The sequence below is a fragment of the Chryseobacterium sp. HNCC26DJ239 genome, from assembly GCF_057180445.1.
Genome location: NZ_JBXUGJ010000005.1, coordinates 272,840 through 288,212, shown reverse-complemented (window position 1 = coordinate 288,212; position 15,373 = coordinate 272,840). Strand labels below are relative to the sequence as shown.

12 protein-coding genes are annotated in these 15,373 nt (G+C 33.8%); 4 read left to right on the top strand and 8 right to left on the bottom strand.

Annotated features, from left to right (window positions below; translation table 11 throughout):
- Nucleotides 1-98 precede the first annotated feature (98 nt).
- From AC2A1D_RS12975 to AC2A1D_RS12950, 6 genes are all read right to left on the bottom strand, one after another.
- Nucleotides 99-1,118, bottom strand: a complete 1,020-nt coding sequence (locus AC2A1D_RS12975; RefSeq protein ID WP_484044014.1) for a tetratricopeptide repeat protein — start codon at nucleotides 1,116-1,118, stop codon at nucleotides 99-101.
- Nucleotides 1,111-2,808 (bottom strand): APC family permease, encoded by a 1,698-nt coding sequence (locus tag AC2A1D_RS12970; RefSeq protein ID WP_484044013.1) that lies wholly within the window; start codon nucleotides 2,806-2,808, stop codon nucleotides 1,111-1,113. Before AC2A1D_RS12970 ends, AC2A1D_RS12975 begins: the two co-directional genes overlap by 8 nt.
- A complete protein-coding gene (locus AC2A1D_RS12965; protein ID WP_484044012.1) occupies nucleotides 2,798-5,188 on the bottom strand; it encodes a hypothetical protein in 2,391 nt (796 codons plus the stop codon). Before AC2A1D_RS12965 ends, AC2A1D_RS12970 begins: the two co-directional genes overlap by 11 nt.
- Nucleotides 5,179-5,922, bottom strand: coding sequence for a hypothetical protein (locus AC2A1D_RS12960; protein ID WP_484044011.1), 744 nt, complete (start codon nucleotides 5,920-5,922; stop codon nucleotides 5,179-5,181). Before AC2A1D_RS12960 ends, AC2A1D_RS12965 begins: the two co-directional genes overlap by 10 nt.
- Nucleotides 5,895-7,028: an AAA family ATPase gene (locus AC2A1D_RS12955; protein WP_484044010.1), complete on the bottom strand. Its 1,134-nt coding sequence runs from the start codon at nucleotides 7,026-7,028 to the stop codon at nucleotides 5,895-5,897. Before AC2A1D_RS12955 ends, AC2A1D_RS12960 begins: the two co-directional genes overlap by 28 nt.
- A 70-nt stretch (nucleotides 7,029-7,098) precedes the next feature.
- The gene (locus AC2A1D_RS12950; protein WP_484044009.1) at nucleotides 7,099-7,782 is read right to left on the bottom strand and encodes a hypothetical protein; all 684 of its coding nucleotides are present in this window, start codon (nucleotides 7,780-7,782) and stop codon (nucleotides 7,099-7,101) included.
- Nucleotides 7,783-8,166: 384 nt separating this feature from the next.
- Here AC2A1D_RS12950 and deoD point away from each other — a divergent pair, with 384 nt between their 5' ends.
- The 4 genes from deoD (at nucleotide 8,167) to AC2A1D_RS12930 (ending at nucleotide 12,982) form a co-directional block, all read left to right on the top strand.
- The gene (deoD, locus tag AC2A1D_RS12945; protein ID WP_484044008.1) at nucleotides 8,167-8,877 is read left to right on the top strand and encodes a purine-nucleoside phosphorylase; all 711 of its coding nucleotides are present in this window, start codon (nucleotides 8,167-8,169) and stop codon (nucleotides 8,875-8,877) included.
- Nucleotides 8,878-9,307: 430 nt separating this feature from the next.
- Nucleotides 9,308-10,636, top strand: a complete 1,329-nt coding sequence (gene xylA, locus AC2A1D_RS12940; protein WP_484044007.1) for a xylose isomerase — start codon at nucleotides 9,308-9,310, stop codon at nucleotides 10,634-10,636.
- 117 nt (nucleotides 10,637-10,753) lie between these two features.
- Entirely contained in the window at nucleotides 10,754-12,175 is a 1,422-nt protein-coding gene (gene xylE / locus AC2A1D_RS12935) for a D-xylose transporter XylE (RefSeq protein ID WP_484044006.1), read from the top strand.
- A gap of 180 nt (nucleotides 12,176-12,355) precedes the next feature.
- On the top strand, nucleotides 12,356-12,982 hold the full coding sequence (locus tag AC2A1D_RS12930) for a hypothetical protein (protein WP_484044005.1): 627 nt from the start codon (nucleotides 12,356-12,358) through the stop codon (nucleotides 12,980-12,982).
- 452 nt (nucleotides 12,983-13,434) lie between these two features.
- On the opposite strand, the gene AC2A1D_RS12925 is transcribed toward AC2A1D_RS12930, so the two are convergent.
- Both AC2A1D_RS12925 and AC2A1D_RS12920 read right to left on the bottom strand, forming a co-directional pair.
- Nucleotides 13,435-14,424 carry a HupE/UreJ family protein gene (locus tag AC2A1D_RS12925; RefSeq protein ID WP_484044004.1) on the bottom strand — a complete coding sequence of 330 codons (990 nt, stop codon included), beginning with the start codon at nucleotides 14,422-14,424 and terminating at the stop codon, nucleotides 13,435-13,437.
- Entirely contained in the window at nucleotides 14,421-15,305 is an 885-nt protein-coding gene (locus AC2A1D_RS12920; protein WP_484044003.1) for a peptidyl-prolyl cis-trans isomerase, read from the bottom strand. The genes AC2A1D_RS12925 and AC2A1D_RS12920 overlap by 4 nt, the downstream gene beginning before the upstream one ends.
- Nucleotides 15,306-15,373 lie beyond the last annotated feature (68 nt).

Genomic DNA, 15,373 nt, shown 5'->3' with positions numbered 1-15,373 from the left:
CGCATAGATTTAAACTGATATGTGCTCTTTGTATTTTCATTATTTTCTGCGGCAAAGATATATATTTTTCTCTTTTATTTGATTTTTAAAATTATTATTTAATTCCTAAACATCTTATTTTTTCCAGTTTTATACCTCGAAATATCTTTCAAAATTACTTCGTCTTCTGGGTTGAAATGTTTTAATTCATTTACAATATAAGAACCTGTCGAAACTTTCTCTGCAATAATTTCGTAGGCAATATTTCTTGTGGTATTTCGAACTTTTGGGTCTTTTTTAAACTCATGTTTCATGGCTTCCAAAAAGGTATTTTTCTTTTCAAAAGGCGTTTCTACATACAATTCTTTAATTCTTCGGTCGAGTGTTTCTACTTCAATAATGTTGGCAAAATAATTATTAAGACAATTAAAAGCATCCTGATTGGCTTCCCAACCTTGAAGTAGAATTTTCTGAGCCGCTTCCGGCTGGTCCATTTTTTTACGGTAAATTAAAGAACCTTTTACCATTTGGTTATTTTTCACATAATCGTCAATCACCATTTGATAATACAAATTAGAATTTGTGACATCATGAATTTCTCGGTAGAGGTCTCCTACTTTCTCTTTTTGCTCCAATTCTTTGTACAAATCGATTGCTTTTTTGTATTGCTTTCCTTTTTCAAAGCAGGATGCAGCTTCCGATTTGTTTTTTAATTTAGATAAATAAATTACGGCAGCTTCATTGTAAAGTTCGCCATCTTCAAGGGTTTTTGCACCGCGATAATTATCTTGTAGAAGATTCATATATACTTTTGCGGCTTTTCTGTAATCTTTTTCGTTGATGTATTTTTCAGCCAATTCTTCGTATTTATTTCGGATTTTATCGAAAAGAACATCGTCTACATAAAAACTTCTTCCGCCAATTCCGCGATTTCCGAAAAGAGAACCATTTCCTTCTCTTCCCGCCAAAAAAGAAATAACCAAACCCATCACGATTGCAATGCCGATGAAAACGAGAATTCCGCCAAGAACAGTCCAAAAATCTTCGGTGAAAAACTGCACCAAAAGCGTGATGATTTTAACAATCGCCAAAACAACGAATGCTGCAAAAAATTTATCTATAAAGTTCTGCTTATTCATCTTTGTCTGAGTTTAAAATAGATTTGTCTTCACTAAAAAGACGATACAAAAGAAACACAATCGCAACCACCAAAATCCACACAAACCAGTTGTAGCCATAGGTTTTGATTAATGGATAGAAAATGAAAACTAACATTCCGACCAGAAGAATGATGAGCAGAAATTTAGATTCTCTAGAAATACTATTTCCTCCCGCGTCGAGCGATTTTTTCTTAACCAATTTTGAATAACCAAAAATTCCTCCAATAATCAATACAATAAGCCCGAAAACTTCCAGCAAAGAAACCGACTGAGTATGTTTTGGAGCTGCATTACCAGAAATTCCCACAGTTGAATTTTCAATTTTTACCGAAGTTGGTTTGTCTATTTTTTCTTTAATTCCGAAACGATAAGACATTGAATCTCGCAACACAATCTTTCTTTTTTCGACCAGCTCTTCAATAAAAATTTTATTATATGCTAAAGCAGAACCCGCATCACGAAGTGAATCTTTAATTTTAGTTTTTAAAACGTTTTTATTTCCCTCCAAATAAACATCAATTCTTCTATTATAAATATCTGTAAGAGAATCTTTTGCATCATTTACATTTTGATTGATTTTAACATACTCAAACTGAATTTTTTGTAAAGGCTTCCCTCCTTTTTTAAGATAATCTGCATAAAGTTCAGGGTTTTCTTTATTCTGTACCAAAAGCAAAGCTTCGTTAAACTCATCATCCAGCGTTTTTCTTTTATCTGCAAACATCGAATCAATCTTCAAATCGATGTCGGTAATTCTTTTTTCTACACCAACCATTGAAGGTTTTGGTTCGTCATTCACAGAAACTTCATTATACGTTTCGACAGTTTTTACAGAATCTTCTTTGCTGATAAATGTTAACAAACGAATTAAACCCATAATCGCCAAAACTGTCCAAAAAACCCATCGGTAATTTTCTGAATTTCTCCCACCTGAATTCCCACCAAATAAATTTGAAAACCAAGAATTTCCAAATCTAAATCTTCCAAAACCATCCCCTCTTGAAGTTCCCAAAATATCTAGAGGAACGCCCAATTCTACCGCTCTGTCTGGATATTTTTCGATGTATTTAAGGTATTTTTCTATTTCTTTTTTGTTTCCCGCCAAAACTTTTTTCATGTCGAAAGGCAAATCTTTCATCCATTCTTCCTGCGTTTGCGATTTTTGTAAAGCTTCCAAAACTTTAGCATCATCCATTTCTACGGTGAAACTTTTAATTTCTTTCGGAATCTGAACACCTTTCGAGGCTTTCATTACTTTTTCGCTACCTGTTTTTGGGTTTTCTATAATCGACAGCCAATCAATTTCTTCATTCAGTTTTACCAAACCAAAATCTGGATGAATAATAACGATTTCAGCATCAATTTTTTGCCAATCTTCCTCGTTCAGCTTTGGATAAAAAATAGTGTTTTCCGGAATAAAAAGGCGGTCTTCAAAGCACTGAAAATAGGCGTTTTTACCAATTTCTGAAGGTGCAAAATGATTAAAAATTAAAAAACAGCCATACAAAACATTCGGTTCATTAGAAGGAATGGGAAAAGAGCGAACTTCTTCTAAATTTACACCCAAAAATTCCATTTCCTGAAGCCACAACAAAGGCGAAGAACCTTTTATTAAAAGTCCTTTCTTCGGATAAGTATTTCGTGGAAAAGGTTGAATTCTAAGCTCCATAATCCAAAATATGTTCTATAAATGGCTTCAAAAACTCGTTGTACATTTCCTCCATTGTTCTCATTTTCATCAAACTGTCTTTTGGCAGATAATATTCTGAACCAGCAAACTCATGTTCTGTCGCAATCGCTAAAAAACCGTGATCGCAAGACGGAATGTAAAACTCTTGAATATCTTTATTATTGCTTCTAAAAGTAAGCATTCCACGAGAATCGGTAATAATCTCGCTTCCTTCAGAAAAAGTAAACTTATTCTTATTTTTTTCGGCAAGGATTTTTACAGGGTGCGAATTTTTGTACAACGTAAGCGAATTATCATACATTCTTTTAATCTCGTTATGAGAAATCATCAAATTGTTCTCAGAATTGATTCCGAGTTTATTAAAATTACTCAAAATCTTAATTCCGGCTCTTTCCATTTTTTGCAATTCGCTTTCAATTTTGCTTTGACTTTTTGTAATTTCATGGTCATTTTTAACAGATTCTAGATTAATTGTTCCATCAACATCCAATTCAAAAACCCAAGGAGAACTCTCGTTTCTGAAATGAAATTTCTTATTGAAATACATCAATTTAAAATCATGTGGAATCTGTTTTCCGGTTAAATTAACCTCAGAATATTCTTTTGTGTGTACATTAAGTTTAGACAACAATCTTTTGTCTGGTTGATATTGGCAAATAATATATTGTCTCAATCGGTTTCTTGCCAAAGCAAAACAACCTTTCGGTTTTACAGAAATATCTTCTACCAAAACCTCACAACCATGATGAATATTGTAGTATTCGTAATAGTTTTTATTGTAATAATTATCAGACAAATAAGTCTGCAGCAATTGTTTTTTTGAACTTAAAATAAAAAATTCGCCTTCATACAAAAAGGTAGCAATTTTGTTTTGCGGAACTGGAAAAAGAATAGGATAATTCATCGGAACATCTGCTTTTTTCCCTCTTGTAGAAGTCGTTTGCTGATTAATTTGCTTTTTCTTTGGCGGATTTGACCACAAATCTTTCAACGGAAGCATGATTTTCTGAACGTGTTTTCTTGTTCCTTTATGATGTTTGTAAAAATTCAGTTCGCCATCCGAAGAAGTTGTCACCAAAAATTTAAGTTTGTCTCTGTTTTCGTGAATTACTTTCTGAATTTTTTGATGGTCTAAATTTTCATGATTGGTAATGAAAAAAACTTCCAAATCTTTTTCTGTATGTTCTTCATTAAAAAATCTTTGCAATGATTCTGAAACCTCCAAAAGCGGACTCACCTGATTCAAATGCTCCACAACGTCCTCTACTTTATCTAAAGAAACAGGAACAATCCCGCTTCCCAAAGCAAAAACTTTACAGTCTGAATGCGCTTTTGGATGTTTGATAACCGCAATTGCAGAAGCAAAAGCCAAAACTTTCGGTGTTCCCCAATTTTTCAGGGAAGTATCGATTAAAATAATTCTTTCGAAAACATTTTCTTCCGGCGGAATTTCTCTTTGAATGTATAGCGCTTCGTTATTGGCAACACGGTTCATAAAAACTTCATCTTCATTCGCAAATTCAGACAAAAGCATTCTGCTGAAATCTCCCTTATTGGTCATATCCGAAACACCGCCAATTGGTTGTTCTCCCGGCGAAAGATGTCGCATCGGAATTTTCAAACCGCTCCAAATTCTTTTAATTAAACTTCCAACCTGAAACGTTTTTGGCTCTTCAATTAATTCTTGAATAAAATCTTTATCGGTTTCTACGGTGGTTTCTTCTTCGATAACTTCGTCTTCAAGGTCGGGAATTTCTACAATTCCACGCATTGCGTTGATGATGGATTCTGCTGTGGGAAATTTACTTTGAAGTAATGCTAAAGTTTTAATATCTCTATTTACCACAAGAGACGTTAATTTCTTTTTAACAGATGCTTCACCTATGATATAAGGTTTAGTTTTAAATATTTCTAAAATTAATCCTGAATTTGCAGGAGAAACACAGTTGTGACAGTCTTTAAAAATAGTTTGTAAAAGAGAAATTTTATTTTGTCCTTTCTTCAATGAACTTCCAAGATTTCTCAAATTTTCTAAAAATCTAATAGCTAAATCCACATCAGAATCATTTTCTGCAGACTCTTTTTTATATCTATTCAGATAATAAAAAACACCGTCGAGATTTATGTAACCTTCATTAAGAGTATACAGAACAAGAAGTAAAGAGCCAAAAGGAGGAAAACCTTTGTCTTTTAATTCTTTGAGTATTTCTATCACATAAATTCTGTAAGCGATCATCCCTACATTTGGAATCGAAATAAGGTTATTTTCATTATAACCATTTTTCTCTGGAACATCTTCGTCTGTGTTCCATTCCCAGAAATAATTAATATACGATTGAAAATAAGCAATTACATCCATTTTTGTGCTTTTTCAGTGAAACGGAATGAACTTACAGATAAGGTTCGCAAATCCTTTTTTTCAATTTTTACAAAGCTGCCGTTTTCGTTCCATAAAAGATATTGCTCTTGTTCCGAATTGTATTTTTTTTGTAGTAAAGAGCTCAAGTTTTTAAATTCAAAATCAAAACCTGTTGGTAAAAGATGGTCGTCTTTCAACCAAAAAGTCTTTCCTGGAAGACTCAACAAAGGTGTTCCGAAAAATAAAGCTTTATCATCAATTACAATCCAGTTCAATTTTTCAAGTTTGAATTTTGGTAATTCTAAAACCTTGTTTTTAATCTCAAAAATTCCACTCAATAAAGCAAAAGCAGGTTGCTCTTCCTCACTTGGCTTCAACTTTACTTCTAGTTTTTCATGGATTCCAAAAAAGTTATTGTTCGAAATCGGAAAAGTTAAAGACAACGCTTTATCAATCGGCGTAAACAATAAAGCCGAGCGCATTTTTTTGGTCGGAACCAGTGCGTTTTTCTTGAATAAAAGTCCGTCTCTCAATTCATACAAAACCAAATTCGGTAATTGCTGAATTTCAGAAGAAATCGCCTGTTCATCGGTAAAACCTTTTAGCCAAATCACGTCTTCATCAGTCGCAATCTGAATGTTTTTCCAATCACGAATTCCGCCAAGGAAATCTTCATCAGCTTTAGGAAGTTCAGCCCAAAAAATTTTTAAACCGTTTGAAGAATCTTTTGCCATAAGCTTTCGATTTCTTGTTGAATAAACTGCTTCTGCTCTTGATTTCTAATCCAATCGCAACGCGTTTGTAAATATCTTAGTTTGTCTTTTATTACATTTTGTTCTTCAAAACTAAGGTTTCCAAGATTCCATTTTTCAACTAAAATTTTAACGTCTTTCATCACTTCTTCAGGATTAGGCGTTTTGTTTTGCAACGCTTGAGGATGTGACTTCGGGTTCTCGTCTTTTTCTATGGTTCTGTTGATAATTCCTTCGAGAATTTCAATCTGTTCTTCGGTGTCCCAAATATGCTTCAACACCCATAAATCTGACAAAATTGCTTCATTTCTTCCGCAAATTAAAGCACTTGCTGCAATAAGATTTTGCATTTTTACGGCTCTTCGGTCTGAAATCGAAATTCCTGTATTTCTAAGACTGATGATAGTGTTTAAATAGACCTCGTAAATAGGCTTTAAATCTATAGTTTTACATAAATTTTGAAGTTCTTTCACTTCGTGAGCGAGAATTTCCGGAACGTCTGTTTCGATATTATTTTCTAATTTTCTTCCCGCCAAAAGCACTTGCTGAAGCAAATCTGGGTTTACATAATCTACATTAATTCTAATCAAAAAACGGTCGAATAAAGCATTCAAAGCTTCATCTTCCGGAAGCACATTACTTGCGCCCACAAACATCAAAGCTGGAAGGTTTTTGGTTTCTTTTCCTCTTTTGAAAATCTTTTCGTTTAAAGCTGTTAAAAGTGAGTTCAAAATCGCAGAATTGGCATTGAAAATTTCGTCTAGAAAAACCAACGAAGCTTCGGGCATCATTCCGTCTGTATTGGTAAAAAGCTCTCCTTCCTTAAGTTTTCTGATGTCGAAAGGACCGAAAATTTCGTTCGGTTCCGTGAAACGGGTTAAAAGATATTCAAAGTTTTTGCCGTCTTTTACCGTTTTTGCCAGAGTTCGAACGATTGCAGATTTTGCCGTTCCTGGAGGGCCGTACAAAAAGGCGTTTTCCCTTGCCAAAAGGCAAATCCCTAATAAATCTACAACATCATTTTTACCCACAAAAGTATCTTTTACGTAGGTAAGAACTTGGTTTAATTTTTCAATATTTTGAGTCATTGTTTTTGGTTTACATTTAATTGATTTCGCCCTTTCAGGGCTTCATTAAATTTTTTTTTTTCAATGGGCTTCACCCATTGCTATTGATTTCGCCACTTCGTGGCTCTTCAGATTCTATGTTTACTATTTTTAATTCTCGCCAAAATTCGTCTTTATACATCCCAAATTCAGCGATGAGCAATTGATTAATGTGAGGTATTTCAGCTAAAGAATAAGCTTTTCTTTCGACAATTCTTTCGAGATAAAGTTTTCTATACGTTGCATCTTTAAATTCTTCTTCCCAGTTGATATTTTCCAAATTCACCTCAAATCCAACTGCTGAATAATGGAAATTTCTCAAAATCCCTTCAAGCATTGGAACTAAAGGGTCTTTTGAATCTGCGGTTTGTAAGGCTACTAAAATTTGAGGAAGAAACCGTAAAGACAAATCTGCAGAAAGCAAAGCTGAAACGTTTCTTTTTCCTTTAAAGTCTGGGATTAATTTAGATAAATCTTTCGCTGTATTTTTTCGAATTAAATACAATTGTGCACTGTGATAAAGCACTTTTGCAGCCCAAACTGCTGTTTCGCGGTCGTATTCTAATGTGTCAGATAAAAATTCTAACCGTTCTTTTTCAAATTCAGATTCAAAATATAAGGTACAATCTTGCTCTTCCTTTTTCGAAATCTCTTTAATATCTTCGAAAATTGTAATGCTTTCATCTTTTCGGAGCAGAAAAACAGTGTCTAAGAACGGGGATTTATTTTCCATCATCAAACAAAAATAAACATATTTCTGGGAGGAAAGAATATAGATTTACAGAAATTTCAATGATTTACAATCAACTTTACCTTTATAAAAAACACAAAACCTCTTTTAAATTTCTTTAAAGGAGGTTTTAATTATTTAGAGTCTATTCGAAATTTTTATCTCAACTACTTCCGACTCTAAAAAAAGTAATTGCGATGAATTTTTATCGATTCAGCAAATAAGCAAAGCTACTTACCTCATCAAAATATGTCTTTTGAAATCTTCCTAAGTCGATTTCGTTGTCAAATATCTGAAGTAATTTCCTGTTAAGTATCCTGTTGATACATGGAAATGGTTTGGTCTCAAAATATTTATTATCCTTACCTTTGTACGCATAAAAACATCATTATGAGCATACACATAAGTGCCAAAAAAGGAGAAATAGCTAAAGTAGTTTTACAGCCAGGTGACCCTTTAAGAGCAAAATATATTGCAGAAAACTTTTTAGAAAATGCAAAATTAGTAAGCCAAACAAGAGGTATTTTCTACTATACCGGAACTTATAAAGGTAAAGAAATTACCGTTGGAGCAAGCGGAATGGGTTTCCCAAGTATCGGGATTTATTCTTTTGAACTTTTTACAGAATATGAAGTAGAAACCATCATTAGAATAGGAACTTGTGGAGGATATTCTACCGATGTAAAAGTTTTTGACCTTCTTAATGTAGAAAACGCAGCCAGCGAAAGTACGTATGCAAAATTTGCTTGGGGATTTGAAGAAGATATTCTTCCGCATCAAGGGAATGTTTTCAATATTATTAATGAAACTTCTGAAGAATTAGGCTTAAAAACTAAAGCAACCAACATTCACAGTAGTGATATTTTTTACAGAAAAGACCCTGCTGTTCCAGCTATTGCAATGCAATATAACTGCCCTGCTGTAGAAATGGAAGCTTTCGCTTTATTTGCCAACGCCAAAGAATTAGGTAAAAATGCTGCGACAATTCTTACAGTTTCAGATATTATCCCAACTAAAGAAATGATTTCGGCAGACCAAAGAGAAACAGCTCTAAAACCTATGATTGAACTTGCTTTAGAAGCAGCTTGGAAGATTTCTTAATCTTTTTTAATCAAAAAAAATACATTATTTTGAATACGATAAATATAGCTTTTATATTTATCGTATTTTTTATGATAAGCCTACTCTATTATTTTCGTTTTCTTAGGAAATAAATACATTACTTATTCAACTTTCGGGAAGTTGGCTCCTCTTTTTTGGAATTATAAAAATTAATCTCCAGTTTAGATTTTCTTCATTTTTCATTCATATCAACCTTTCAAACCACTGTCAATAAAGTACTTACCAACAAATATTACACAAAAACCTAAAAGCTTTTACAAACTTTCTTTTTTTAAATGATAATTTTTACATTTAGTTGAGCCCCAGCTTTTTCAAATGGAAATTAAAATATAGCATCCATTTTATGAGAAGTAATTTAGACAAAACCAGTCTTTAATGCAATCGATTACAAAACAATAAATACAAAAATATGTCAGTTACATTAGGAAACAAAGAGTACTTTAAAGGGATAGAAAAAATCAGGTTTGAAGGAAGAGAATCAAACAATCCTTTAGCCTTTAAATTTTACGATGAAAACAGAGTTGTACGTGGGAAAACAATGAAGGAATACTTCAAATTTGCAACTGCTTATTGGCATACATTCTGTGCAACAGGAGGTGACCCATTTGGTGTAGGAACACAGCAATTTGATTGGCTTACCGCAACAGACCCAAAACAAAGAGCGACAGAAAAAATGGACGCTGCATTTGAATTTTTCACAAAATTAGGCGTTCCTTACTATTGCTTCCACGATTATGATTTAATTGATGAAGCAGACAGCTTTTTAGAATCAACAAAAAGATTAGAATTCATCACAGATTATGCTCAAGAAAAGCAAGCTGCATCTGGTGTAAAATTACTTTGGGGAACATCAAACTGTTTTTCTAATGCAAGATTTATGAACGGAGCTGCAACCAACCCATCTTTTGATGTTTTGGCGTACGCAGGAGGTCAGGTGAAAAATGCTTTGGATGCTACGATGAAATTAAATGGTGAAAACTACGTTTTCTGGGGCGGTCGCGAAGGCTACATGTCTTTGCTAAACACCGATATGAAGCGTGAACAAGAGCACATGGCAAAATTTTTACACATGGCAAAAGATTACGCTCGTGCACAAGGTTTCAAAGGAACTTTCTTCATTGAGCCAAAACCAATGGAACCTACAAAACACCAGTACGATTTCGATGCAGCAACTTGCTTAAACTTCCTTCGCCAATACGATTTATTAAATGATTTTAAACTCAATCTTGAAGTAAATCATGCTACTTTAGCACAACATACTTTCGAACACGAATTGCAAGTAGCGGCAGACAACAATGTTTTAGGAAGCATTGATGCCAACAGAGGAGATTATCAAAACGGTTGGGATACAGACCAATTCCCTGTAGATTTATACGAAATGACACAAGCGATGTTGGTGATTATCCAAGCAGGAGGTTTTCAAGGTGGTGGTGTGAATTTCGATGCTAAAATCAGAAGAAACTCTACAGATTTAGAAGATATTTTTATCGCTCACATCAGCGGAATGGATAATTTTGCAAGAGCATTTATCGCAGCAGACCAAATTTTAGAAAAATCTAAATATTCAGAGATTAGAACCAACAGATATGCTTCATTCGATTCTGGAAAAGGTAAAGATTTCGAAGAAGGAAAACTTTCATTAGCAGATTTGGCTACTCACGCAGAAAGTTTAGGGGAAGTTGGTAGAGAAAGCGGTAAACAAGAATACCTTGAAAGCTTAATTAACCAATATTTATAAAAATTAAACACAAAAGACACGGAAAAGTTTCACAAATACTACATTTAAAAATTAGTATAATTCGTAAAAAATTAGTGTAATTTGTATTAAATCCACAATTAAAAACTCAATTAAACTATGCAGATAATAGATTCAGGGCCGCAGTATTCGTCTAATACAAAAGCCCAAATCAATATGACGTACGTTACAGTACTCACTTTGGTGGCAACTTTGGGCGGACTTTTATTCGGGTACGATACGGCGGTAATTTCCGGCGCCGAAAAATCTATTCAAGAGTACCTCATCATTCCGTTGGGTCTTAGTTCGCTTGCTCATGGTGCAACAATTTCCAGTGCATTAATTGGATGTATTATTGGAGGAGCCATTTCTGGATACATTTCTACCAAACTGGGAAGAAAAAAATCTCTGATGCTTTCGGCATTTTTGTTCTTCATTAGTGCTTTAGGAGCAGCCTACCCAGAATTTCTATTTTTTAAGCATGGTGAACATTCTATGGGCGTTTTATTGGCATTTAATTTCTACCGAATCATTGGCGGAATTGGTGTTGGTTTGGCATCCGCAGTTTGCCCGATGTACATTGGTGAAATTGCTCCTGCCGAAATTAGAGGCAGATTGGTTTCTTTAAATCAGTTTGCGATTATCTTCGGAATGTTGGTCGTTTACTTTGTAAATTGGGGAATTGCAAGCGGAAAAACCGTAGAATGGATTAACGAAATTGGGTGGAGATACATGTTTTTGTCTTTAACGATTCCTTCTGCATTGTTTGGGATTTTACTTTTCTTAGTTCCGGAAACGCCACGTTATCTAAGTTTAATTAATAAAAACGAAGAAGCGCTGAAAATTTTAACCAAAATAAATGGTGAAGCGAGAGGAAAGGAAATTTTTAACGAAATTAAAACAACCGTTACGGAACACAAAAGCGAGATTTTCGCATTTGGAAAAACCGTTATCGTGATTGGAATTTTACTTTCAGTTTTCCAGCAGTTTGTAGGGATTAACGTTGCGTTATACTACGCACCGAGAATTTTTGAAAGCATGGGTGTTCATAAAGATGCTTCAATGCTTCAAACGGTTGTTATGGGATTGGTAAATGTAGTTTTTACGGTAATTGCAATTTTCACGGTTGATAAATGGGGAAGAAAACCGCTTCTTATCGTAGGTTCGATTGGGATGGCGATTGGGATGTTTGCGATTTCAATATTTTCTTATTTAGGAATCATCAGTTTTGCAACTTTGGTATTTATCATTATCTATACAGCATCTTTTATGATGTCTTGGGGACCGATTTGCTGGGTTTTAATTGCCGAAATTTTCCCAAATAAAATTAGAGGAGGCGCTATTGCCATTGCTGTTGCTGCACAATGGGCGGCAAATTATTTAATTTCATCAACCTATCCTTTTATGATGGAATTTAGTGGCGCTTTCACTTACGGATTTTACGGAGTAATGAGTGTTTTATCTCTCGTTTTTGTTTGGAAATGGGTTCCGGAAACCAAAGGTCGCTCTCTAGAAGACATCGAAAAAATCTGGAAGAAATAAACCTTTTCTTTCGAATATAAATCATAAAGACTAGCTTTTAAAGTTGGTCTTTTTTTTCGTTTTAAACTAAAATATGATATTTATTTTTTTTACTTCAATTTTGCAAGATATATAATTGATTTTCAAATTAAATTAATTACATTTATATTCAATATCAAAACATTTAAAAACCAATAATACATGAAAAAGTATTTAATTTTATCGGCATTAGCCATTATCACGAGTTGCAGCAGCACATCGGTTGTTAACAGTTGGAAAGACCCAAGTGAAACTGTTGCAGGACAAAATTTTCAAAAAGTAATGGTGGTCGCTCTCATGAAAAATGAAGCCACAAGACGAAATATTGAAAACGAAATCGCCGCCATTAATCCTAGTTTAATTAAAACTTCCTTTGCACAGTTTAATGCCCTCACAGAAAATTTATCTAAAGATGAAAAGTTGAAAATTCTGCACGACGAAAAATATGACGGAGTGATCACTATGCGTTTAGTAAGCAAAGAGAAAGAATCTAATTACGTTCCGGGAAGAACCACTTACTACGCAGGATACCCAGGATATTTGGGGTATTACGGAGGTTATTTCGGAGGTTGGTACGGTATGTACGGTGCACAATATTATACACCTAGTTACTACAGCGAAAGTACTTATTATTTAGTTGAAACCAATATCTTCTCTTTAACCAAAAACAAGCTGTTGTGGAGCGGTACAACCAAAACACTTGCCGGAAGCGAACTGATGCCGATGGTAGATGATGTCATTAAATCTGTAAAAAGCCAAATGGAAAAAGACGGTACTACAGCAAAGTAGAAAAGACATACATATTAGATAATAAAAGGCTGCCTCTAGATGAGACAGCCTTCTTTTTTATCGTAATTTATTGAGTTGACTAAAAATCTAGTCCAAAGAATATATTTCAAATTTTGATAAACCAAATTTCTATAATTAATGATTCTTTTTGATAAATGTTGGTTTAATTACGCTTAAGGTTTGGTTTGCCTAAGTAATTTCGGCATAGATTCAAAATATTTTTTATAGTTAAAAAAGGCAGGCGAAACGCCTGCCTTTTTAGTTTTTATTAGTAATGAATTAAATAAAATGACTATTTATATTAAAATTTTCTATCCTTTATTTGACCTCTACTTTCTAATTCTCCTATTTGGTTAGTTAGTGATGCCTTATTTTATATTACATACTTTACTACAAAGGTTTTAATAGTTCTATTTATTTGATATTTTCCTAATTGTGGGTAATGTTCGTCTTTACTGGAAAAAAGTGAGCACTCTTTCAATTAACCAAAAAGAAGCAATGCAACCAATGGTGTAAGCCGGCACTTTTTGCAGTACTAAAGGCCAATCCTTTTTCAAACTTACTATTCGAATAATCAATAGCACCAGGAGCACAAAAGCTAATTGCCCCAACTCTACCCCTATATTGAAGAAAGCCAATGCAAGAGGTATTTCTGTCTGTGGTAATCCTATTTGAGACAGTGCGCCTGCAAAGCCTAAACCATGTAAAAGCCCGAATACAAAAGCTACTAACCAAGGTTGTCTACTGGTGAGCGTTTGCTCTCCTCGAATATTTTTTAAAATTTCTAATGCTAGAAAAATTATACTTAAAGCTATTATTGCCTCTACGGGAGGAGCTGGAAAATTTACATAGCCTAATGCTGCCAAACTAAGCGTAATGCTATGAGCTAATGTAAAAGCCGTTACTGTTTTTAGAATTTTTTTCCAGCCTTTAGTAATAATGATAAGAGCTAATACAAATAGTAAATGATCTACTCCCAAAACAATATGTTCTATTCCCAAACCAAGGTAGGTTTTAGTAACGTTCCATTTACTGGTTTTTCCCGGTACAGTAGCAGTAGGTTGATCTGGTTTTAACATTATAGTAGTTCTTTCGCCGTTCAGATAATTAATATCTACAAGAACATCTACCATTGTTTTTTCCAAATTGTGTATTGAGAATTTACTATTGGGTAATGGGGTTTTTCCTTGAAGGTTATAATGAAACACCATGCTGTTTTCTGCTATTTTCCGCTCTCCTGCTTCTACCATTTTAAATCCATCTGCAAATACAGGATATAAACTGATTACCATATCGCCTTTACGTGGTACTTTCCAAATTAAGTCGTATGAATTCTCATTTGTTTGTTTAATGAGGAGATAGGCAGGACGAATCTCGTGAGCTTGAATTTTTGCCCCAAAACCTACCAGTAAAAACATGTACAAGAAAAAGTACTTTATCATTTTTGTACAAGGTTTAAAGCAGTTGAAAGTTCGTTTTTCTGTGTTTGATTAAGACGGTTAGATTCTATTACAATCTTATATTTCTTTTTCAAATCATGATATATATTGTCTTTTGTCTCGGTTTCCACATTATATTCATAATCACGCTTTAATTGCTTAGCAATACTTTCCATTTCAGGCACATAAGCGTCTTTTTTCTCTGAAATAAACACCAAATGTTCTCCATAAGCCGAGGTAATAGGACCGATCCATTTTTTTAAAGTTTTATTCTCCAATGCTTCGTAGAATTCTTCTCCCAATTCTCTCGTGATTTCCGTTTTTGAAGCTTGGTTAAATTCAGCAGGTAACAATAGTTGATCGCCTTGATTTACAAGCGCTACTTCATTCATAGAATTAACTTTTTCTAACACTGATTTAGCTTTATTCTTTGGATCTTGGTGGTTTGCTGGACTAAAAGTAATAATCTTCAAAGAATAGCTATTAGGTACCACATATTTATCTTTATTAGCATCAAAATACTTTTTAAGATTTTCTTCTGTGGCTGGCTCTATAAGTTTTGTAAGATCATTTGCCATGAACTCCATTTTTTGAGACAATCTTCTCTTTACGATCTCATCGTTATGATCTAGATTCATTCGTAAAGCCTCTTGATAAAAAATCTCTTCTCGTACATAATTATCGACAAGTTGATTCATTTCTTCAGAGGTTGGCTCTCGTTTCCATTGAAGTTCCCAAAGTGCACTAAGATGATTAATTTTATCATCATCAATCACAATTTTAAACTCATCATCCTTGCCGTTATTAGCTGCTTTATACACTACAAATAGTAAGGCTCCCAACAACAAAAAGTGCAACAATGGTTCTTTTATCCATTTTTTCATATATCATATCTTGTTAAACAATGTATGCGTTAGAAAATTTCCATTTTTTAACGCATACTATTGACATT

Bases quoted from the DNA above. Each gene is read 5' to 3' on its own strand.
- AC2A1D_RS12975 (WP_484044014.1), bottom strand. From the start codon at position 1,118: ATGAATAAGCAGAACTTTATAGATAAATTTTTTGCAGCATTCGTTGTT.
- AC2A1D_RS12970 (WP_484044013.1), bottom strand. From the start codon at position 2,808: ATGGAGCTTAGAATTCAACCTTTTCCACGAAATACTTATCCGAAGAAA.
- AC2A1D_RS12965 (WP_484044012.1), bottom strand. From the start codon at position 5,188: ATGGATGTAATTGCTTATTTTCAATCGTATATTAATTATTTCTGGGAA.
- AC2A1D_RS12960 (WP_484044011.1), bottom strand. From the start codon at position 5,922: ATGGCAAAAGATTCTTCAAACGGTTTAAAAATTTTTTGGGCTGAACTT.
- AC2A1D_RS12955 (WP_484044010.1), bottom strand. From the start codon at position 7,028: ATGACTCAAAATATTGAAAAATTAAACCAAGTTCTTACCTACGTAAAA.
- AC2A1D_RS12950 (WP_484044009.1), bottom strand. From the start codon at position 7,782: ATGATGGAAAATAAATCCCCGTTCTTAGACACTGTTTTTCTGCTCCGA.
- deoD (WP_484044008.1), top strand. From the start codon at position 8,167: ATGAGCATACACATAAGTGCCAAAAAAGGAGAAATAGCTAAAGTAGTT.
- xylA (WP_484044007.1), top strand. From the start codon at position 9,308: ATGTCAGTTACATTAGGAAACAAAGAGTACTTTAAAGGGATAGAAAAA.
- xylE (WP_484044006.1), top strand. From the start codon at position 10,754: ATGCAGATAATAGATTCAGGGCCGCAGTATTCGTCTAATACAAAAGCC.
- AC2A1D_RS12930 (WP_484044005.1), top strand. From the start codon at position 12,356: ATGAAAAAGTATTTAATTTTATCGGCATTAGCCATTATCACGAGTTGC.
- AC2A1D_RS12925 (WP_484044004.1), bottom strand. From the start codon at position 14,424: ATGATAAAGTACTTTTTCTTGTACATGTTTTTACTGGTAGGTTTTGGG.
- AC2A1D_RS12920 (WP_484044003.1), bottom strand. From the start codon at position 15,305: ATGAAAAAATGGATAAAAGAACCATTGTTGCACTTTTTGTTGTTGGGA.